This window comes from Streptacidiphilus sp. EB103A (assembly GCF_041261405.1).
In the GTDB taxonomy this organism is placed as follows: Bacteria; Actinomycetota; Actinomycetes; order Streptomycetales; family Streptomycetaceae; genus Streptacidiphilus.
This window is the reverse complement of the sequence record NZ_JBGCAQ010000013.1, coordinates 178,307-196,279: the sequence shown is the minus strand read 5'-3', so window position 1 is coordinate 196,279 and position 17,973 is coordinate 178,307. Positions and strand designations below refer to the sequence as shown.

Here is a 17,973-nt window from a genome sequence, read left to right as displayed (position 1 = left end):
CCCTAATGGGCCGACCACAGGGACATACTTCTCAAAAGTGACAAATGACCTCGCCGGAGGACGTCATGCCCCGTCAGATTCCGCGCCGCAGCCTGCTCGTCGGCCTGGGGCTGGGGCTGATGGGCGCCGGCCCCCTCACCGGGTGCAGCGGCAGCGGCGGCTCGGGCAGCACGTCCGGCACCGCGACCCGCTCGGTGCAGACCGCCACCGGAACCGTCGAGGTCCCCGCCGCCCCGCAACGCGTCGTGGTCCTGGACACCGCCGAGCTGGACTCGGCACTCACCCTGGGGGTCACCCCGGTCGGCGCCTCCCGGGCCGCCGCCGACGCCGCGCTCCCCGGCTACTGGGGCAGCGCCCGGCTCGACGAGATCGCCTCCACCGGCACCATCGGCGCCCCCGACCTGGACGCCATCACCAAGCTCGCCCCCGACCTGATCCTCTCCAACCGGACCAGGGACGGCTCCAACTACGAGAGCCTGTCCGCGATCGCCCCGACGGTGCTCACCGAGACCACCGGCTACCCCTGGAAGCAGAACTTCCGCACCCACGCCGACGCCCTCAACCAGCAGGCCTCGGTCTCCCTGGTCACCAGCGGCTACGCGCAGCACGTCTCCCAGGTGGTCCAGTCCCTGGGCGGCGCCGCCGCCGCCCGGAAGCAGCAGATCAGCCTGGTGCGCTTCGTGCAGGACGAGGAGCCGCGGCTGTACGCGACCCAGAATTTCCTCGGCACCGTCCTCGCCGACCTCGGCCTCGGCCGGCCGGCCTCGCAGTCCGGCGCGGTGTTCGACACCACCCTCACCGATCCGGCGCAGCTCAGCGGCCTGGACGGCACCGCGATCTTCTACGCCACCTACGGGGACGCCGCCAAGGCCGGCACCGCCACCGTGGTGGGGAGCAAGGCCTGGCCGGCCCTGGGAGCCGTCGCCGCGCACCGGGCCTTCTCGGTGGACGACCAGCTCTGGTTCCAGGGCATCGGCTACACCGGCGCCAACTTGGTGCTCTCCCAACTCCAACGCTTCCTCAGAACCTGATTGCGTTACGCCTCTTGTGACCCAGGTCACCCCGTTCCACCATGGCAGGATGCCGACGACAGCAGAGCAGGCCAAGCAGTCAGCACAGCGCAAGGCAGCCATCGCCCATGGATTCGACCTGGTCGCCGACGCGTACGGCGCCCCGGACTCCGGCGCGTTCGTCCAGAGGCTGGGGACGGGGCTGGTGCGCCGGGCCCGGCTGCGTCCCGGGGACCGGGTGCTCGACCTCGGCTGCGGCCGCGGCACGGTGCTGTTCGCCGCGGCCGAGGCGGTCGGGCCGGACGGCTACGCGGTCGGGATCGACCTCTCCCCCGGGATGGTGCACGCCACCGCCGCCGAGATCGGCGCCCGGCGGCTGCGGAACCTGGTGGTCCGGGTCGACGACGCCGAGGACCCCGGCTTCCCCACCGGCTCCTTCGAGGCGGTGCTGGCCGGCCTGATGCTGTTCATCACCCCGGACCCGGCCGCCGTGCTGGCCTCGGCACACCGGCTGCTGGCACCCGGCGGCCGGTTCGCCATGACCAGCTTCGGCCCGGCCGACCCGGCCTGGGAGCGCCCGGTGAGCGCCGCCCTCGCCTTCGCCGAGCCGCAGCAGTCGGTGGAGGAGTGGTCCACCAACAAGGGCGGCAACGGCCTGCTGGACACCCCAGGCCAGATCACCGACCTGCTCCGGCAGGCCGGCTTCGGCGACATCGAGACCGAGGACGAGGAGGACGTCGCCGACTACCGGAACCCGGAGCACTGGTGGGCCTCGGTCTGGAACAGCGGACGCCGGGCGACCCTGCTGGAGCTGATCCCGGCCGAGCGGCGCGAGGACGCGAAGAAGGCCGCCTTCGTCGAGCTCGATTCCCTCGCCGCCGCCGACGGCTGCCTGACCCGCCGCTCGATGATCCGCTACACCACCGCGACCAGGACCTGAGCGGGGGTCAGCGGCGCCGCCAGCTGGTGATCCGCCAGGCCAGGAACAGCGCCGAGCAGGCCGCGGCCGCGCGCAGCCACACCGCGACGGTGGACCGGAGCACGGCCTTGAACTGAGCGTCCGTCAGGTGCTGTCCGGGCGGCCTGCCGTGGGTGTGCCCGTAGAACCAGAAACCGAGGACCGCGGCCACCAGCACCGGCACCCACAGCCCGGCGAACTGGGCCGCTCCGCGCCCCAGCCGACGCGCCGAGTAGGCGAGGAACCAGCCGAGCACGGCCACGTACCAGAGCGCCAGCACGGCGCCGCTCGCCAGCACCAGCACCGCCAGCGACTCCACCAGCGGCAGCGGCGCGAGCGGGGCCGGGGCCGCCGGCTCGGTGCCGGCGGGCTCGACGGCCGGACGGGCCGGGACGGGCCGCCCGAAGGTGCGGCGCAGCAGGCCCCGACGGGGCGGCGGAGCGGGCGGGGCCGGCTCGGGCTCGACCTGCTCCGGCCGGCGCTGCGGCGGCACCTTGACCGTGCGGGGGTCGACGTAGTCGGGATCCAGGAAGTCCGGCTCGTAACTGGCCCGCCACCCCGACAGCTCGCCCGCGTCCCCGAACTCCGAACCGGGCACCGCCCCGCCGAAGCCCCCGCCCAGACCCCCGCCGCCCAGACCCCCGCCGCTGAGACCCCCGCCGCCAAGACCGCCGAAGTCGTCGCCGTAACCGCCGCGGGCAGCGTCCGTGTAGACGCTGTCGCCCCGGCCGCGCCCGAGCCGCCACCAGTCCCGCTCCGCGGCCGGGGCCCCGCCCTGCACCGGCACGGACGGCCCAGCGGGCCCCGAGGGCCCCGAGGGCCCCGAGGGCGCAGACGGACTGTCGCCCGCCCCGGCACGCCTCCGTGCGCTGCCCGGCGCCTCCGGCACTCCGGTGTGCACGGCCCTGCGCACCACCTCGTCCGGACGGCCGATCCCGTCGAGCACCTTCTTCATCGCCGCCGTCTCACGGCTGCCGGTCCGGGTCGCCGCCGTGCCCGCGCCGGGGCGTCTGCTGTCGATCGTCTCGCGCAGCCCGGAGACCAGTCGTGCCCGCTCAGCGGCGGTGAGCGCGGTCGCCTGGGCCAGGTCGCCGACCCGGCTGAGATAGTCGTAGACGAGCTGCTCGCTCTCGATGCCCATGTCTGCGGTCGCCCTCCCCGGTCGAACACCCACTGCGCGATCACGAGCTTAGGGGTGGCCAGATACTTGCCACTCCCGTACCCGGAGAACCGCTCCGGCACGCCCTTCCGACCCCGGCCGCCGGAGCCCGGGAGTCCGCTACCGCGCTCCGGGCAGTGACCGCTGTCATCAGGAGCGACTAGCCTGGGTCGGATGAGCAGTCGAAGGAACGGCGGGGCCAGAGCAACCGCACCGGTGCCGCGCACCCTGGCCGAGGAACTGCGGGCACGGCCCGACGAGGGCCTGGCCGAGCTGCTGCGGGCGCGGCCCGATCTGCTGCACCCGGTGCCCAGCGACCTCATCCAGCTGTCGACCCGGCTGTCGACCCGGGCCTCGGTGGTGCGGGCCCTGGAGCGGCTGGACCAGTTCACCCTGCAGACCGCCGAGGCCCTGGCGGTGGCCCCGGACGGCTGCTCCTACGCGACCCTGCTCGGCCTGCTCACCGGCACCGTCCCGGACGATGACACCCCGGCGAAGGCCGTCACCGCCGCACTGCCCGGGGCGCTCGCCACGCTGCGCGCCCAGGCGCTGGTCTGGGGCGGTGCCGACCAGCTGCGGCTGGTCCGCACCGCCCGCGACGTGCTCTCGCCGACCAACGGCGCGCCCGGCCCGACCGGCCTCGGCCCGACCTACGCCGAGGCCACCGCCGCCTCGTCGGGCTCAGGGGCGCAGGGTTCCGGCGGGGCGCCGCTGTCACCCGGACGGCTGCAGGAGATCCTGGCCGACGCCGGACTGCCGGCCACCCATGACCCGGTCAGCGCCGTCGCGGCGCTGGCCGACCTGTTCCAGGACCGTCCCCGGGCCGCCGCTCTGCTGGCCGAGGCCCCGCCCGGGGTCAAGGACGTGCTGCGCCGGCTGATGTGGGGCCCGCCCTACGGTGCGTCACCGCCGCGCCCGGTCCGGGCCGCCGACGCCCGTACCCCGGTGGAGTGGCTGCAGGCGCGCGGAATCCTGCTGCCGGCAGGGCGTGAAAATGTGGTGCTGCCGCGCGAGGTGTCGCTGTATCTGCGCGGGGGGCGCGTACACCGCACCGTCGAGCCCCTGCCGCCGCCGGTCACCGCCGCCGCCGCCCACGACCCGAAGCAGACCGACCGCACCGCCGCGGCCCAGGCCTTCACCGCCGTCCGCACCGTCGAAGAGGTCCTCGACCTGTGGAGCGCCGAGGCCCCGGCCGTGCTCCGCACCGGCGGCCTGGGCGTGCGCGAGCTGCGCCGCACCGCGACCGCCCTGGAGCGCACCGAGCAGGAGACCGCCTTCTGGCTGGAACTCGCCTATGGCGCGGGCCTGCTCGCCGCCGACGGCGAGACTGTCGAGCGCTGGGCGCCTACCCCGCTGTTCGACGAGTGGCTGCGACAGCCCGTCCCGGAGCGCTGGCTGCTGCTGACCCGTTCCTGGCTGGCGTCCACCCGGATCGCCGCCCTGGTCGGCAGCCGCGACGCCAAGGACAAGGTGCTGGCCGCCCTCGGCAACGACCTGGACCGCCCGGTCGCCCCGGAGCTGCGCCTCGCCGTCCTGGAGCTGCTCGCCGGGCTGCCGCCCGGGTCCGCCGCCGCTCCCGGCTCGCTGCGCCAGCACCTGCGCTGGCGCTCCCCGCTGCGTGGGGCCTCGCTGCGGGACCGGCTGGTCGACTGGACCCTGCCCGAGGCCGAGCAGCTCGGCCTCACCGGCCGGGGCGCGCTGGCCGGCCACGCCCGCCGACTGCTGGACGGCCACGACCCGCTGCCGGTGCTGGCGCCGCTGCTGCCGGAGCCGCTGGACCACGTCATCCTGCAGCCCGACCTGACCGCCATCGCGCCGGGCCCGCTGCACACCGCGCTGGCGCAGACCCTCGCCGTCGCCGCCGACATCGAGTCCAAGGGCGGCGCGACCGTCTACCGCTTCACCCCGGCGTCGGTGCGCCGCGCCCTGGACGCCGGCCGCAGCGCCGACGAACTGCACGCCTTCCTGGCCCAGCACTCGCGCACCCCGGTCCCGCAGCCGCTCAGCTACCTGGTGGACGACGTGGCCCGGCGGCACGGCGTGCTGCGGGTCGGCGCCGCCTCGTCCTATCTGCGCTGCGACGACGATTCCCTGCTGAACGAGCTGCTGGCGGACCGCAGAGCGGTCCAGCTGCGGCTGCGCCGGCTCGCCCCGACCGTGTTGGCCGCGCAGGTCGACCCCACCACGCTGCTGACCCAGCTGCGGGCGATGGGGTTCGCGCCGGCGGCCGAGTCCGCCGAGGGCGATGTGCTGATCGCCCGTGCGGACGCGCTGCGCACGCCCCCGCGCAGCGCCCCCGTCCCGGTCACCGACGGGCCGCCGCCGGTGCCCGAGGGGCTGCTGACAGCGGCGGTGAAGGCGGTCAGGGCCGGCGACCGCGCGGCCACGGCCGTGCAGCCGGCCTCCGGCCGCGCCGACGCCCTGACCGACGCTCCGCCCGCTCCCGCCGCGCTCCCGCGGACCACCGCCGCCGAGACCCTGGCCGCGCTCCAGGCGGCCACCCTGATCGGCGACCGGGTCTGGATCGGCTACGTCAACGCGGACGGCGCCGCGAGCCAGCGCGTGGTGGAGCCCAAACAGGTGGGCGGCGGCTTCGTGACCGCCTACGACCATCTGCGCGAGGAGGTGCGGACGTTCAGCCTGCACCGGATCACCGGCGTGGCGGAACTCAGCGGCGAGGCGGCAACCGGCTCGTAGCTGCCCCGTCACTCCTGCAACCTTTTCATGGTTTTCTCATGTCATCAGGGGTGCGAGGCGACGGACTCGCGCCCCCCTGACGCCGGAGAAGCCCCGCCATGCGCCCACGCACCACCCGCCGCCTGCTCACACTCACCGTTCTGGCGGCGACGGCCCTCACCGCACTGACCGGCTGCGGTGCCTCCGCACACCAGAACGCGTCCGGCTCGCAGGACGTCAGCACCGGCTCCCCGGCTGCGACCGCTCCCACGTCGCCGACCCCGGCCCCCAGCCCCAGCAGCACGGTCGTCTCACTGCCGACCGGCCCCGCCACCAAGCTGACGGTCTCCCAGCAGACCTCGGTCGGCCCGATCTACGTCACCACCCTGAACGGCGCGAAGTCCGGAGTGAGCGGCAAGGTCTGGGTGTGGCTGCCGCCGCAGTACAACGACCTGGCGTACAAGGACTACGGCTTCCCGGTGATCACCCTCTACTCGGGCGGTTCCAGCGCCGGCTACAACACCTACACCGACCAGCGGCAGCTGGGCATCCAGGCCGCCGACGTGGAGCTGGCGAAGCAGGGCAAGGCCAGCCCCTTCATCATGATCATGCCGATCCAGAACTTCCGGGACAGCGACTGGTACCTCCAGGACTGCAGCGACATCCCGGGCCAGCCGAAGATGGCGACCTGGATGGGCGTGGACATCCCCGACTTCGTCCGCGCCAACTTCCGCACCCTGAGGAGCCGCGACGGCTGGGGCGTCACCGGCGCCTCGACCGGCGGCTTCTGCAGCGCCAAGCTGGCCCTGCAGTTCCCGCAGACCTTCAGGGCCGCGGTCCCGGTCGACGGCTACTTCATCCCCGACTCGTACTACTGGCGCGGCCACAGCAAGGAGCAGCAGGCGAACAACCCCCAGCTGATGGTGGCCGGGAACACCGCCGACCTCGACATGCTGGTGACCATCGGCAGCAAGGAGGCCTACGGCAAGCAGGTCGTGGCCGCCTTCATGAACGTCGCCCGAAAGAACAAGCCGCTGCACCTCAGCTACTACGAGCTCCCCCACGGAGACCACCTCACCTCGGACTTCAAGAGGGTGATCCCGATGACCCTGGAGTTCTTCACCCAGCACCTGCTGCCGCCCACCGCGGGCTGACCCGTCCCGGGCAAGCGCGCGGGCCTGGCACACTGGAGGGTCTGCCCCATTGCCCGGTACTCCGGAGGCCCACCCGTGTCCGATGGCCCGCTCATCGTCCAATCCGACAAGACCTTGCTGCTGGAGACCGGCCATCCGCTGGCCGACGAGTGCCGCCGGGTCATCGCACCTTTCGCCGAGCTGGAGCGGGCGCCCGAGCACGTCCACACCTACCGGGTCACCCCGCTGGGGCTGTGGAACGCACGGGCCGCGGGGCATGACGCCGAGCAGGTCGTGGACGCGCTGGTGAGGTACTCGCGCTACCCGGTCCCGCACGCGCTGCTGGTGGACATCGCCGACACCATGGCCCGCTACGGACGGCTCACCCTGTCCAAACACCCGGTCCACGGACTGGTGCTGACCAGCAACGACCGTCCGGTGCTGGAGGAGGTGCTGCGCTCCAAGAAGATCATCCCGCTGGTCGGCTCGCGGCTGGACGCGGACACCGTCGCCGTGCACCCGTCCGAGCGCGGGCAGATCAAGCAGGTGCTGCTGAAGCTCGGCTGGCCGGCCGAGGACTTGGCCGGCTATGTGGACGGCGAGGCTCACCCGATCGAGCTGGACCAGAACGGCTGGTCGCTGCGCCCCTACCAGCAGCAGGCGGTCGAGGGCTTCTGGCACGGCGGCTCCGGCGTGGTCGTGCTCCCCTGCGGGGCGGGCAAGACCCTGGTCGGCGCGGCCGCGATGGCCACCGCCAAGGCCACCACCCTGATCCTGGTCACCAACACCGTCTCGGCCCGCCAGTGGAAGCACGAGCTGGTCAAGCGCACCTCGCTGACCGAGGACGAGATCGGCGAGTACAGCGGGACCAGGAAGGAGATCCGCCCGGTCACCATCGCCACCTACCAGGTGATGACGACCAAGCGGAAGGGCGTCTACTCGCACCTGGAGGTGTTCGACTCCCGCGACTGGGGCCTGATCGTCTACGACGAGGTGCACCTGCTGCCGGCGCCGGTCTTCAAGTTCACCGCCGACCTCCAGGCCCGCCGCCGCCTGGGCCTCACCGCGACGCTGGTCCGCGAGGACGGCCGCGAGGGCGACGTGTTCTCCCTCATCGGCCCCAAGCGCTTCGACGCGCCGTGGAAGGAGATCGAGGCCCAGGGCTACATCGCCCCGGCCGACTGCGTCGAGGTCAGGGTCACCCTCACCGACAGCGAGCGGCTCGCCTACGCCACCGCCGAACCCGAGGAGCGTTACCGCTTCTGCGCGACCACGGCATCCAAGCGCAGGGTCACCCAGGCGCTGGTGGAGAAGCACCGCGGCATCCCCACCCTCGTCATCGGGCAGTACATCGACCAGCTGGACGAGCTCGGCGAGGCCCTGGACGCCCCGGTGATCAAGGGCGAGACCAGCAACCCGCAGCGGGAGAAGCTCTTCGACGCCTTCCGCAACGGCGAGATCACCGTGCTGGTGGTCTCCAAGGTCGCCAACTTCTCCATCGACCTGCCCGAGGCCACCGTCGCCATCCAGGTCTCCGGGACCTTCGGCTCCCGCCAGGAGGAGGCCCAGCGGCTGGGCCGGGTGCTCCGTCCCAAGGCGGACGGCCACACCGCGCACTTCTACTCCGTCGTCGCCCGCGACACCATCGACCAGGACTTCGCGGCTCACCGCCAGCGCTTCCTGGCCGAGCAGGGGTACGCCTACCGGATCATCGACGCGGATGACGTGCTGGCCGGCGACGACGTCTGACGACCGGTCACAGACCTTCGCGGCCGAGCAGTACGACCCGCCAGGCGGTGTCGAGGAAGATCCCGGTGCCGCGCAGCGCGGTACGCAGCGGGCGGCGTCGGTGGTTGTCGTCACGGTCGACGGTGATCGGGGTACTGCCGTGGCGGGCGCTCGGGCCGGCCACGGCCTTCGGGGAGATCTGTGCGGTAGCCATGGTTCAACCGTAGGTTTTTCGACGCGCGCGGGCGTCGGCCCACAGGGCGATCCACGGGGGCGGGACATATCGTCCGAACGGGCTACCCGGCCTCCCCCTCAGGGCAGGGTTCTCCCTGAGCGGCCTCATTAAATCCGTTGGCCTTCACCCCGGCCGCGGGTCTACCATGTCCGCTCTGCCGCCTCCCCCTCCAACCCTGGAGTGCCTAGGGAGTGCGCTGCCCGGCCGGTACCGGGCGGCTTCCGAACTCAATATCACCGATCCTTGAGACCGCTGCGCGCCGGGCACCCCCCGGTGTTCCGCAGCCGGGAAGGCTTCACCGTGCCCTCGCTTGACAGCGATCACAAGCCCGCCGATCACAAACCCGCCGATCACAAACCCGCCGATCACAAGCCCGCCGACCCCCTGCAGCGCGAACGCGGCCACCTCGCCGCCTCCCGCGCAGCGCTCCGCGCCATGCGCGCCGACGTGGAGTCGCTGGACCTCACCGACGTCACCGGGAACTGGGTGAACGCGGCGGTCCTCCAGGGCGAGATGTCCGACCGGGTCAAGGCCCTCGCCGACCTCGCCCACACCCCGCTGTTCTTCGGCCGCCTGGACTACCAGCACACGCCGGGCATGGACCAGGCCGAAGGAGCCGAAAGGGAGCAGTTCTACATCGGCCGCCGCCACGTCCACGACGCCGACGGCGACCCCATGGTCATCGACTGGCGCGCGCCGGTCTCCCAGCCGTTCTACCGCGCCAGCCGCAGGGACCCCATGGACGTGGGGCTGCGCCGCCGCTTCGGCTACACCGGCGGCGAGCTCACCGCGTACGAGGACGAGCACCTCACCGACGCCGACGCTGTGACATTTTCCGGCTCCGCCGGGGGGTCCCAGACCAGCGCGCTGCTCACCGCCGAGATCGAACGCCCCCGCGTCGGCCCGATGCGCGACATCGTCGCCACCATCCAGCCCGAGCAGGACGAGATCGTCCGTGCCGACGTGCACGGCACCGTCTGCGTCCAGGGGGCGCCCGGCACCGGCAAGACCGCCGTCGGCCTGCACCGCGTCGCCTACCTGCTCTACGCGCACCGGGACCGACTGGCCCGCACCGGCACCCTGGTGATCGGTCCCAACCGCTCCTTCCTGCACTACATCGAGCAGGTGCTGCCCGCACTGGGCGAGCTGGACGTGGCCCAGGCCACCGTCGAGGAACTGGTTTCGCTGGTCACGGTGAGCGGCACCGACCCGGCCGAGGCCGCCATCGTCAAGGGCGACGCCCGGATGGCGCGGGTGCTCCGGCGCGCCGTGCGCTCCGGCGTCCGGATGCCCACCGAGCCCTGCGTGGTCGTCCGCGGCTCGCGCCGCTGGCGCATCCCGGCGTACGAACTGGAGGAACTGGTACAGGAGCTGATGGACCGTGACATCCGCTACGGCGCGGCGCTCGCCGCCCTGCCACAGCGGATCGCGCACGCCGTCCTGGTGAAGATGGAGAACGGCGGCGAGGCGCCCGATGACCGGGTGCAGGACGCGGTGGCCCGCAACCCCGCGGTGAAGGCCGCGGTCAAAGCCGTCTGGCCCGTCGTCGACCCGGCCAAGCTCGTCTTCCGGCTGCTCTCCGACGCCGGGTTCCTGGCCGAGTGCGCCGACGGCATCCTCTCCCCCGAGGAGCAGCAGACCGTGCTGTGGGCCAAACCGCCGCGCAGTGTGAGATCCGCGCCCTGGTCCCTCGCCGACGCCGTACTGATCGACGAGGCCCGCGACCTGGTCGAGCGGACCCACTCGCTCGGCCATGTGGTGTTGGACGAGGCCCAGGACCTCTCCCCGATGCAGTACCGCGCCGTCGGCCGCCGCTGCACCACCGGGTCGGCGACCGTCCTCGGCGACATCGCCCAGGGCACCACCCCGTGGGCCACCGGGACCTGGGCCGAGGCGCTGGAGCACCTGGGCAAGCCGGGTTCCAGGATCGAGGCCCTGACCAAGACCTTCCGCGTCCCCAGCGAGGTGATCCGCTATGCCTCACGACTGCTGCCCGGCATCGCCCCCGACCTGGAGCCGGCCGACTCGGTGCGTGAGTCGCACGGCGCGCTGACGATCCGCCACGTCCCGGCGCCCCCGCCGACCGACGACAGCTCCGCACTGGACGCCACAGTTTCCGCCACCCCGGCCGCGCTGACCGACGCCGTGGTCGCCGCCTGCCACGAGACGCTCCGCCAGGAGGGCTCGATCGGCCTGATCGCCGCCGACCACCGGGTGCCCCTGCTGGCAGCCGCGCTGGGCGCCGCGGGGATGCCCTACCTCGACCCGGGCACCGAGACCTCCGCCGAGTCCCGGCTCACCCTGGTCCCGGCCTCCCTTGCCAAGGGCCTGGAGTACGACTACGTCGTCCTCGACGAGCCCGCCGCCATCGTCGACGCCGAACCCGACCCCCGCACCGGCCTCCGCCGCCTCTACGTCTGCCTCACCCGCCCGGTCTCCGGCCTGACGGTGCTCCACACCCGCCCACTCCCGGCCGCACTTGTGAACTGACGCGCAGCCACCACCAGGGGCGCGGGGAACTGCGCGACAAACCATGCACCCACGTGCACCCTCCGCCGAACAGTTCCCCGCACCCCGAGCGGCTACGCCACAGCCCGCGCCTCAGAATCCACAAGACGCCGCCACTCCTGCACCAGCCCCGTGTCCACCGGCGTGTCCCACCCCCCGCTGCGCACCATCCCCCCCACATGAAACCCGTCGATCCCCCGCGCCAGCAGCCCCGGCACATGCTCGGTCCTGAGCCCGCCCCCCACCAGAATCCGCGGCCCGTACCCCGGCTCCCCCGCCCTGGCGACCTCCGCCGCCAGCACCCCGAGCCCGTTGGCGACGCCCGTCGCCGCCCCCGCCGTCAGCACGGTGTCCAACCCCGGCAGCCCGTCGATCGCGGCCCGGACGGCCTCCCGGTCCGCCGCGTTGTCCAGCGCCCGGTGGAAGGTCCAGCTGCAGCCGGCGATCACGTCGAGGACCGTACGCACGGCCTCCAGGTCGACCATGCCGTCAGGGGTCAGGAAGCCCAGCACGAACTCCTCCGCGCCCTCGGCGCGCAGCGCCTCCGCCTTCGCCGTCAGGGCGTCCAGATCGCGCGGCAGAAAGCCGTCGCCGTCCCGCAGCATGACGCGGAGCGGGATGTGCACCGCGGCACGAATCCGGGCGAACTCCTCGACGGAGGGGGTGAGTCCGTCGGCGGCCATGTCGCCGGCCAACTCCAGGCGGTCGGCACCACCGGCAGCCGCTGCCACCGCATCCTGCGCGGACGTGGCGATAACCTCGAAGATTGGTCTAGACATATCGCTAAGCCTGCCATATCCAGCCGCCGCACGGCGAGCCCTGATCGTCCCTTGATCGCACAAAGTCCGCGACCGCTCTCGTTCACAATGGCGTCATGCCGACGCACCCGCACCCCGACACCGCGCTCGCCGCGGCACTGCTGGACCGCTGGACCGCCCTGCTCGGACGGGTCGCCGCCGCCGGGTCGGCGGACCCCGCGCCCTTCGGCGACGAACTTCTCCGCCGCTGGTCAGAACCCCAGCGGAGATACCACACGCTGAGCCATCTGGCCGCCGTCCTGGACGTCGCGGACCGGCTAGCGGACGAGGCGGAGGACCCCGACGCGGTGCGGCTCGCCGCCTGGTTCCACGACGCCGTCTACGCGCCGGAGCGGTCCGAGAACGAGGAGCGCAGCGCGAGGCTCGCCGAGCGGGTGCTGCCGGAGGCAGGAGTTCCGGCTACCGTCACCGCGGAGACGGCCCGACTGGTCCGGCTCACCACCACCCACGAGGCGGCCGAGGGCGACCGCAACGGCGCCGTCCTCTGCGATGCGGACCTGGCGGTCCTGGGCGGGCCCCCCGCGGCCTACGCCGCGTACGCGGCGGCCGTCCGCGAGGAGTACGCCTTCGTCCCCGACGACGCGTTCCGCGAGGGTCGCGCGGCGGTCCTGCAGCAGCTCCTGGAGCTGCCCCGCCTCTACCGCACCCCTGCTGCGCAGTCCGCTTACGCCGTCGCAGCCAGGAGCAACCTCTTGTCGGAGCTGAGCGCTCTACGTCCGTAGCTGGTTGGCAGCGCAGTTCCCCGCGCTCCTATAGGGGCGCGGGGAACTGCGCGAACAGCAACCACGCACCACGGTCACCTCGCCCGCTTACGTCTCCGCAACCCCGCCTCCGTCAACCGGACGACGAGTTCCCGACTGCTGACAGGCACTGCGCCAGCAGCCACCGCCGCTGCATACAACCGATCAGGCACGTCGTAGTGGTCCCGCTCGAACCCCCGCTCGGGAACCCCCAGCGCCCGCGCAAACGTGTGCAACTCCTCCAGCGAGCTGTCACTGACCAGATGCGACCACATCCGCCCGTGCGCCGGAACCCCCGGCGGGTCGATGAGGATCATGCCGGGCCGAGGCTGCCGACAGGGGCGATCACGATGCCCTCCTTCTCACAGACCCAGTGCGGGTCGTCCCCCAGCTCAGGATCCACGCTGAGCGCCTGCAGCTCGCCCTCGACCGCACAGGACCCGCACAGCGGCCAGCGACCGTAGGAGTCCAGCAGGGCGTCCTGGATGTCCTGGGCGACCAGCCCCAGCAGGAACCCGGCGCCGTCCGGCCACTGCTCCACCCACCAGCGCCGCTGGGCCACCGCGTCCTCCAGCAGGGAGACGACCCCGGCGTCGGCGATGTCGCGGGTGGTCAGGTCGCGCAGCACCCCGGCCCGGGCGCCGTGCAGTGCGGCTTCAACGGTCTCTGCATCCATACACTCCATGATGCCGCGAGGCGGCCCTCCCCTTGACCGGGGAGGACCGCCTCGCAGTGGAACGAGCTGGAACATGTAAGACAGGCTCAGACAACTGATCCGGAGGATCAGAAGTCCATGTCGCCACCCGGCATGCCGCCGCCCGCGGGGGCACCGGCCTTCTCGGGCTTGTCGGCGATGACGGCCTCGGTGGTGAGGAAGAGCGCGGCGATGGAGGCCGCGTTCTGCAGGGCGGAGCGGGTGACCTTGGCCGGGTCGATGATGCCGGCCGCGATCAGGTCCACGTACTCGCCGGTGGCAGCGTTCAGGCCGTGACCGGCCGGAAGGTTGCGCACCTTCTCCACCACGACGCCGCCCTCAAGGCCGGCGTTGAAGGCGATCTGCTTGATCGGGGCCTCAAGGGCGACCTTGACGATGTTGGCGCCAGTGGCCTCGTCGCCCTCAAGCTCCAGCTTGTCGAAGATGATCCCGGCCTGCAGCAGCGCAACGCCACCACCGGCGACGATGCCCTCCTCGACGGCGGCCTTCGCGTTGCGGACGGCGTCCTCGATGCGGTGCTTGCGCTCCTTGAGCTCGACCTCGGTCGCGGCGCCGGCCTTGATGACGGCCACGCCGCCCGCGAGCTTCGCCAGGCGCTCCTGGAGCTTCTCGCGGTCGTAGTCCGAGTCGCTGTTCTCGATCTCGGCGCGGATCTGGTTGACCCGGCCGGCGACCTGGTCGCTCTCGCCGCCACCGTCGACGATGGTGGTCTCGTCCTTGGTGATGACGACCTTGCGGGCGCGGCCGAGCAGCTCCAGACCGGCGTTCTCCAGCTTGAGGCCGACCTCCTCGGAGATGACCGTGCCACCGGTGAGGATGGCGATGTCGCCGAGCATGGCCTTGCGGCGGTCGCCGAAGCCCGGGGCCTTGACGGCGACGGACTTGAAGGTGCCGCGGATCTTGTTGACGACCAGGGTCGACAGGGCCTCGCCCTCGACGTCCTCGGCGATGATCAGCAGCGGCTTGCCGGACTGCATGACCTTCTCCAGGATCGGAAGCAGGTCCTTGACCCCGCCGATCTTGGAGTTGGCGATCAGGATGTACGGGTCCTCGAACGAGGTCTCCATACGCTCCAGGTCGGTGGCGAAGTAGGCGGAGATGAAGCCCTTGTCGAAGCGCATGCCCTCGGTGAGCTCAAGCTCCAGGCCGAAGGTCTGCGACTCCTCGACGGTGATGACGCCTTCCTTGCCGACCTTGTCCATCGCCTCGGCGATGAGCTCGCCGATCTGCGGGTCGGCGGCGGAGATGGAGGCGGTGGAGGCGATCTGCTCCTTGGTCTCCACGTCCTGCGCCAGCTCCAGGAGCTGCGCGGAGACGGCCTCGACGGCCTTCTCGATGCCGCGCTTCAAGGCCATCGGGTTGGCGCCGGCGGCGACGTTGCGCAGACCCTCGCGCACGAGGGCCTGGGCGAGCACGGTGGCGGTGGTGGTGCCGTCGCCGGCGACGTCGTCCGTCTTCTTGGCGACCTCCTTGACGAGCTCGGCGCCGATCTTCTCGTACGGGTCCTCGAGCTCGATCTCCTTGGCGATGGAGACACCGTCGTTGGTGATCGTGGGGGCGCCCCACTTCTTCTCCAGGACGACGTTGCGGCCCTTGGGGCCGAGCGTGACCTTGACAGCGTCGGCGAGCTGGTTCATCCCGCGCTCAAGGCCGCGACGAGCTTCCTCGTCGAACGCAATGATCTTGGCCATGGAAGTGGTCCTCCCGGACAGGGTGGCTGCGTGTGGACCGCGCTGGCGCCCGCGACGGACGGACCCGGCCTGCGGCGGTCACTTCCCGCCGCGTCCGGGGCCTCACCTACCCGGCCCGTTGTCACTCTCTACCTCAGAGTGCTAACGCCAATGATTAGCACTCTGCCCCCTTGAGTGCAAGGCGCGGCCCGAAGGGCATCGAATAGGGGTGGTGGTCGGGCGACGGGTGGGCGGGTGGTCAGGAGCGCTCCCGAGGGGTTCCCGGACGCCGGTAGGCCCGCACCCCGAGGGGTGCGGGCCTACCGGAAGACCTGCGTTGTGCTTCGTTCGGAACGAGGCTCGGCCGGTCCTGTCACTAGTCAGCGATCGCTCACCGAGCGGTCACACCACGCGGACCATGTCCGCCTGCGGACCCTTCTGACCCTGCGAGATCTCGAACTCGACCCGCTGGCCCTCTTCGAGCGACCGGTACCCGTCCATCTGGATCGCGCTGTAGTGGACGAACACGTCCGCACCACCGTCGACCGCGATGAAGCCGTACCCCTTCTCCGCGTTGAACCACTTGACGGTGCCCTGAGCCATTCCAAACTCCCCTATTACTGGCCCTTTCACGGTCCGCACTCCGCGGACCGGACCGAAGCGCCACGCCGCACGCAACGCTTCAACCGACGCTGAATGTATCCACTCGGGTGCCCTCCGCAACAGGGCATAAGTGAGGGAATTCTTGGGAGGCCTTATGGGGCGGAGCGATGGTTATCGCAACAAAGGTCGGCAAAATGACCCGGACATAGCGGACCTATGCGTCATATCGCTTAAGAATTTCTGACGCCCCAGTGACAGCTCTGCGCCCACCGCCGTCTCAGACAACGGGACAGGTGGGGATTGGCCATGCAGCAACAGGGGTAACCGGAAGCCACTCTACCTCTCCCGGAGCGCGGCGCCGCACACGGCCACAGCTGACGCACAGCAGAGATAAAGCGAAGCCGGGACGGCCCCGAAGGGACGTCCCGGCCTGCCCGCGATTATGAGGGGTGAATTTCAGCCACCCGCGACGGCGGGAATGATCGAGACGCCCGCGCCGTCCGGAGTGGCCGTTTCCAGGCCGTCCGCAAAGCGCACGTCGTCCTCGTTCACATACACGTTCACAAAGCGGCGCAGCTTGCCGCTGTCGTCCAGGATCCGGCCGCGGATGCCGGTGTGGTTGGCCTCCAGGTCGTCGATGACCGCGGCGAGGGTGGCGCCCTCGGCCGCGACCTCGGCGGCGCCGCCGGTGTAGGTGCGGAGGATGGTCGGGATGCGGACGGAGACACTCATGCGAGGCCAGCCTCTCGGAACGAGTCAAGGGTGGGGCGGATGGTGGCGGACAGGCCGGTGGTGGGCTCCACCGCGTCCAGGGTCTTCAGACCGTCGCCGGTGTTGAGGACCACGGTCTCGGCGGCCGGGTCGAGCAGGCCGTTCTTGATCAGCTTCTGCAGCACGCCGACCGTCACCCCGCCGGCGGTCTCCGCGAAGATGCCCTCGGTGCGGGCGAGCAGCTTGATCGCGTCCACCACCTGCTCGTCGTTCACATCCTCGACCGCGCCGCCGGTGCGCCGGCAGATGTCCAGGACGTAGGGGCCGTCGGCCGGGTTGCCGATGGCCAGCGACTTGGCGATGGTGTCGGGCTTCTGCGGCCGGATCACGTCGCGTCCGGACTTGAAGGCCACCGAGACCGGGGAGCAGCCCTCGGCCTGGGCGCCGAAGATCTTGTAGGGCTTGTCCTCGACCAGGCCGAGGGCGATCAGCTCCTTGAGCCCCTTGTCGATCTTCGTCAGCTGGGAGCCCGAGGCGATCGGGATCACGATCTGGTCCGGCAGCCGCCAGCCGAGCTGCTCGCAGATCTCGTACGCCAGGGTCTTGGAGCCCTCGCCGTAGTAGGGGCGGAGGTTGACGTTGACGAAGCCCCAGCCCTCGCCGGCCGGGTCGCCGATCAGCTCCGAGCAGAAGCGGTTCACGTCGTCGTAGTTGCCCTGGATGCCGACCAGCTCGCCGCCGTACACGGCAGCCATCACGATCTTGCCCTGCTCCAGGTCGTGCGGGATGAACACGCAGGAGCGCAGCCCGGTCCTGGCCGCGGCCGCGCCGACCGCGCCGGCCAGGTTGCCGGTGGAGGAGCAGGAGAGGGTGGTGAAGCCGAAGGTGCGGGCCGCCTCGACGGCGATCGCGACCACGCGGTCCTTGAAGGAGTGGGTGGGGTTGCCGGAGTCGTCCTTGACGTACAGACCGCCGGTGACGCCCAGCTCGCGGGCCAGGTTGTCGGCCTTGACCAGCTTGGTCCAGCCGGGGTTGAGACTGGGCCGGGAGGCCACGTCGGCGGAGACCGGCAGCAGCGGCGCATAGCGCCAGATGTTGGTGGGGCCCGCCTCGATCCGGGCGCGCAGTGCCTCGGGGTCGCCGGTGGGCAGCTCGTAGGCCACCTCAAGGGGTCCGAAGCATTCGATACAGGCGAAGTCCGGGGCGAGCGGGGTGCGCGCGCCGCACTCGCGGCAGGACAGCGCGACGGCGGGTCCGAAGGATTCGGCGGTGACAACGGACTCGGTGGTTACAGCAGCCATGATGGCGA

At 71.7% G+C, this 17,973-nt stretch carries 16 protein-coding genes; 7 read left to right on the top strand and 9 right to left on the bottom strand.

What is annotated here, in order from left to right:
• The first annotated feature begins 65 nt into the window (after window positions 1-65).
• Together ABH941_RS22535 and ABH941_RS22530 are read left to right on the top strand one after the other, a co-directional pair.
• Window positions 66-1,031, top strand: coding sequence for an ABC transporter substrate-binding protein (locus ABH941_RS22535; RefSeq protein ID WP_370131217.1), 966 nt, complete (start codon window positions 66-68; stop codon window positions 1,029-1,031).
• Window positions 1,032-1,080: 49 nt separating this feature from the next.
• Window positions 1,081-1,950 (top strand): class I SAM-dependent methyltransferase, encoded by an 870-nt coding sequence (locus ABH941_RS22530; RefSeq protein WP_370131216.1) that lies wholly within the window; start codon window positions 1,081-1,083, stop codon window positions 1,948-1,950.
• Window positions 1,951-1,957: 7 nt separating this feature from the next.
• Here the strand turns inward: ABH941_RS22530 and ABH941_RS22525 are convergent, their stop codons facing one another.
• Window positions 1,958-3,109 carry a hypothetical protein gene (locus tag ABH941_RS22525; RefSeq protein ID WP_370131215.1) on the bottom strand — a complete coding sequence of 384 codons (1,152 nt, stop codon included), beginning with the start codon at window positions 3,107-3,109 and terminating at the stop codon, window positions 1,958-1,960.
• Between the two features lie 192 nt (window positions 3,110-3,301).
• On the opposite strand from ABH941_RS22525, the gene ABH941_RS22520 reads away from it, so the two are divergent.
• The 3 genes from ABH941_RS22520 to ABH941_RS22510 all read left to right on the top strand — a co-directional run bounded on the left by ABH941_RS22520 (window position 3,302) and on the right by ABH941_RS22510 (window position 8,685).
• Window positions 3,302-5,824, top strand: a complete 2,523-nt coding sequence (locus ABH941_RS22520; protein WP_370131214.1) for a helicase-associated domain-containing protein — start codon at window positions 3,302-3,304, stop codon at window positions 5,822-5,824.
• Between the two features lie 98 nt (window positions 5,825-5,922).
• The gene (locus tag ABH941_RS22515; RefSeq protein WP_370131213.1) at window positions 5,923-6,957 is read left to right on the top strand and encodes an alpha/beta hydrolase; all 1,035 of its coding nucleotides are present in this window, start codon (window positions 5,923-5,925) and stop codon (window positions 6,955-6,957) included.
• A 75-nt stretch (window positions 6,958-7,032) separates the two neighbouring features.
• Window positions 7,033-8,685: a DNA repair helicase XPB gene (locus ABH941_RS22510; RefSeq protein WP_370131212.1), complete on the top strand. Its 1,653-nt coding sequence runs from the start codon at window positions 7,033-7,035 to the stop codon at window positions 8,683-8,685.
• A 7-nt stretch (window positions 8,686-8,692) separates the two neighbouring features.
• On the opposite strand, the gene ABH941_RS22505 is transcribed toward ABH941_RS22510, so the two are convergent.
• Entirely contained in the window at window positions 8,693-8,878 is a 186-nt protein-coding gene (locus ABH941_RS22505) for a hypothetical protein (RefSeq protein WP_370131211.1), read from the bottom strand.
• A gap of 321 nt (window positions 8,879-9,199) precedes the next feature.
• On the opposite strand from ABH941_RS22505, the gene ABH941_RS22500 reads away from it, so the two are divergent.
• A complete protein-coding gene (locus ABH941_RS22500; protein WP_370131286.1) occupies window positions 9,200-11,389 on the top strand; it encodes an AAA family ATPase in 2,190 nt (729 codons plus the stop codon).
• 92 nt (window positions 11,390-11,481) lie between these two features.
• Here ABH941_RS22500 and ABH941_RS22495 read toward each other — a convergent pair whose 3' ends face one another.
• Window positions 11,482-12,186, bottom strand: coding sequence for a copper homeostasis protein CutC (locus ABH941_RS22495; RefSeq protein WP_370131210.1), 705 nt, complete (start codon window positions 12,184-12,186; stop codon window positions 11,482-11,484).
• 95 nt (window positions 12,187-12,281) lie between these two features.
• On the opposite strand from ABH941_RS22495, the gene ABH941_RS22490 reads away from it, so the two are divergent.
• The gene (locus ABH941_RS22490; protein WP_370131209.1) at window positions 12,282-12,947 is read left to right on the top strand and encodes an HD domain-containing protein; all 666 of its coding nucleotides are present in this window, start codon (window positions 12,282-12,284) and stop codon (window positions 12,945-12,947) included.
• Between the two features lie 74 nt (window positions 12,948-13,021).
• Here ABH941_RS22490 and ABH941_RS22485 read toward each other — a convergent pair whose 3' ends face one another.
• The 6 genes from ABH941_RS22485 to thrC form a co-directional block, all read right to left on the bottom strand.
• Window positions 13,022-13,282, bottom strand: coding sequence for a DUF4031 domain-containing protein (locus ABH941_RS22485; RefSeq protein WP_370131208.1), 261 nt, complete (start codon window positions 13,280-13,282; stop codon window positions 13,022-13,024).
• Window positions 13,279-13,641 carry a hypothetical protein gene (locus ABH941_RS22480; RefSeq protein WP_370131207.1) on the bottom strand — a complete coding sequence of 121 codons (363 nt, stop codon included), beginning with the start codon at window positions 13,639-13,641 and terminating at the stop codon, window positions 13,279-13,281. Before ABH941_RS22480 ends, ABH941_RS22485 begins: the two co-directional genes overlap by 4 nt.
• Window positions 13,642-13,748: 107 nt before the next feature.
• A complete protein-coding gene (gene groL, locus ABH941_RS22475; protein ID WP_370131206.1) occupies window positions 13,749-15,371 on the bottom strand; it encodes a chaperonin GroEL in 1,623 nt (540 codons plus the stop codon).
• 381 nt (window positions 15,372-15,752) lie between these two features.
• Window positions 15,753-15,953 carry a cold-shock protein gene (locus ABH941_RS22470; protein WP_030255564.1) on the bottom strand — a complete coding sequence of 67 codons (201 nt, stop codon included), beginning with the start codon at window positions 15,951-15,953 and terminating at the stop codon, window positions 15,753-15,755.
• Between the two features lie 456 nt (window positions 15,954-16,409).
• On the bottom strand, window positions 16,410-16,685 hold the full coding sequence (locus ABH941_RS22465) for a MoaD/ThiS family protein (protein WP_030255566.1): 276 nt from the start codon (window positions 16,683-16,685) through the stop codon (window positions 16,410-16,412).
• A complete protein-coding gene (gene thrC / locus ABH941_RS22460; RefSeq protein ID WP_370131205.1) occupies window positions 16,682-17,965 on the bottom strand; it encodes a threonine synthase in 1,284 nt (427 codons plus the stop codon). Before thrC ends, ABH941_RS22465 begins: the two co-directional genes overlap by 4 nt.
• Between the last annotated feature and the right edge of the window lie 8 nt (window positions 17,966-17,973).

What these genes read in the sequence shown, in the direction of transcription:
- ABH941_RS22535 (WP_370131217.1), top strand. Translation starts at nt 66, where the DNA reads ATGCCCCGTCAGATTCCGCGCCGCAGCCTGCTCGTCGGCCTGGGGCTG.
- ABH941_RS22530 (WP_370131216.1), top strand. Translation starts at nt 1,081, where the DNA reads ATGCCGACGACAGCAGAGCAGGCCAAGCAGTCAGCACAGCGCAAGGCA.
- ABH941_RS22525 (WP_370131215.1), bottom strand. Translation starts at nt 3,109, where the DNA reads ATGGGCATCGAGAGCGAGCAGCTCGTCTACGACTATCTCAGCCGGGTC.
- ABH941_RS22520 (WP_370131214.1), top strand. Translation starts at nt 3,302, where the DNA reads ATGAGCAGTCGAAGGAACGGCGGGGCCAGAGCAACCGCACCGGTGCCG.
- ABH941_RS22515 (WP_370131213.1), top strand. Translation starts at nt 5,923, where the DNA reads ATGCGCCCACGCACCACCCGCCGCCTGCTCACACTCACCGTTCTGGCG.
- ABH941_RS22505 (WP_370131211.1), bottom strand. Translation starts at nt 8,878, where the DNA reads ATGGCTACCGCACAGATCTCCCCGAAGGCCGTGGCCGGCCCGAGCGCC.
- ABH941_RS22495 (WP_370131210.1), bottom strand. Translation starts at nt 12,186, where the DNA reads ATGTCTAGACCAATCTTCGAGGTTATCGCCACGTCCGCGCAGGATGCG.
- ABH941_RS22490 (WP_370131209.1), top strand. Translation starts at nt 12,282, where the DNA reads ATGCCGACGCACCCGCACCCCGACACCGCGCTCGCCGCGGCACTGCTG.
- ABH941_RS22485 (WP_370131208.1), bottom strand. Translation starts at nt 13,282, where the DNA reads ATGATCCTCATCGACCCGCCGGGGGTTCCGGCGCACGGGCGGATGTGG.
- ABH941_RS22480 (WP_370131207.1), bottom strand. Translation starts at nt 13,641, where the DNA reads ATGGATGCAGAGACCGTTGAAGCCGCACTGCACGGCGCCCGGGCCGGG.
- groL (WP_370131206.1), bottom strand. Translation starts at nt 15,371, where the DNA reads ATGGCCAAGATCATTGCGTTCGACGAGGAAGCTCGTCGCGGCCTTGAG.
- ABH941_RS22470 (WP_030255564.1), bottom strand. Translation starts at nt 15,953, where the DNA reads ATGGCTCAGGGCACCGTCAAGTGGTTCAACGCGGAGAAGGGGTACGGC.
- ABH941_RS22465 (WP_030255566.1), bottom strand. Translation starts at nt 16,685, where the DNA reads ATGAGTGTCTCCGTCCGCATCCCGACCATCCTCCGCACCTACACCGGC.
- thrC (WP_370131205.1), bottom strand. Translation starts at nt 17,965, where the DNA reads ATGGCTGCTGTAACCACCGAGTCCGTTGTCACCGCCGAATCCTTCGGA.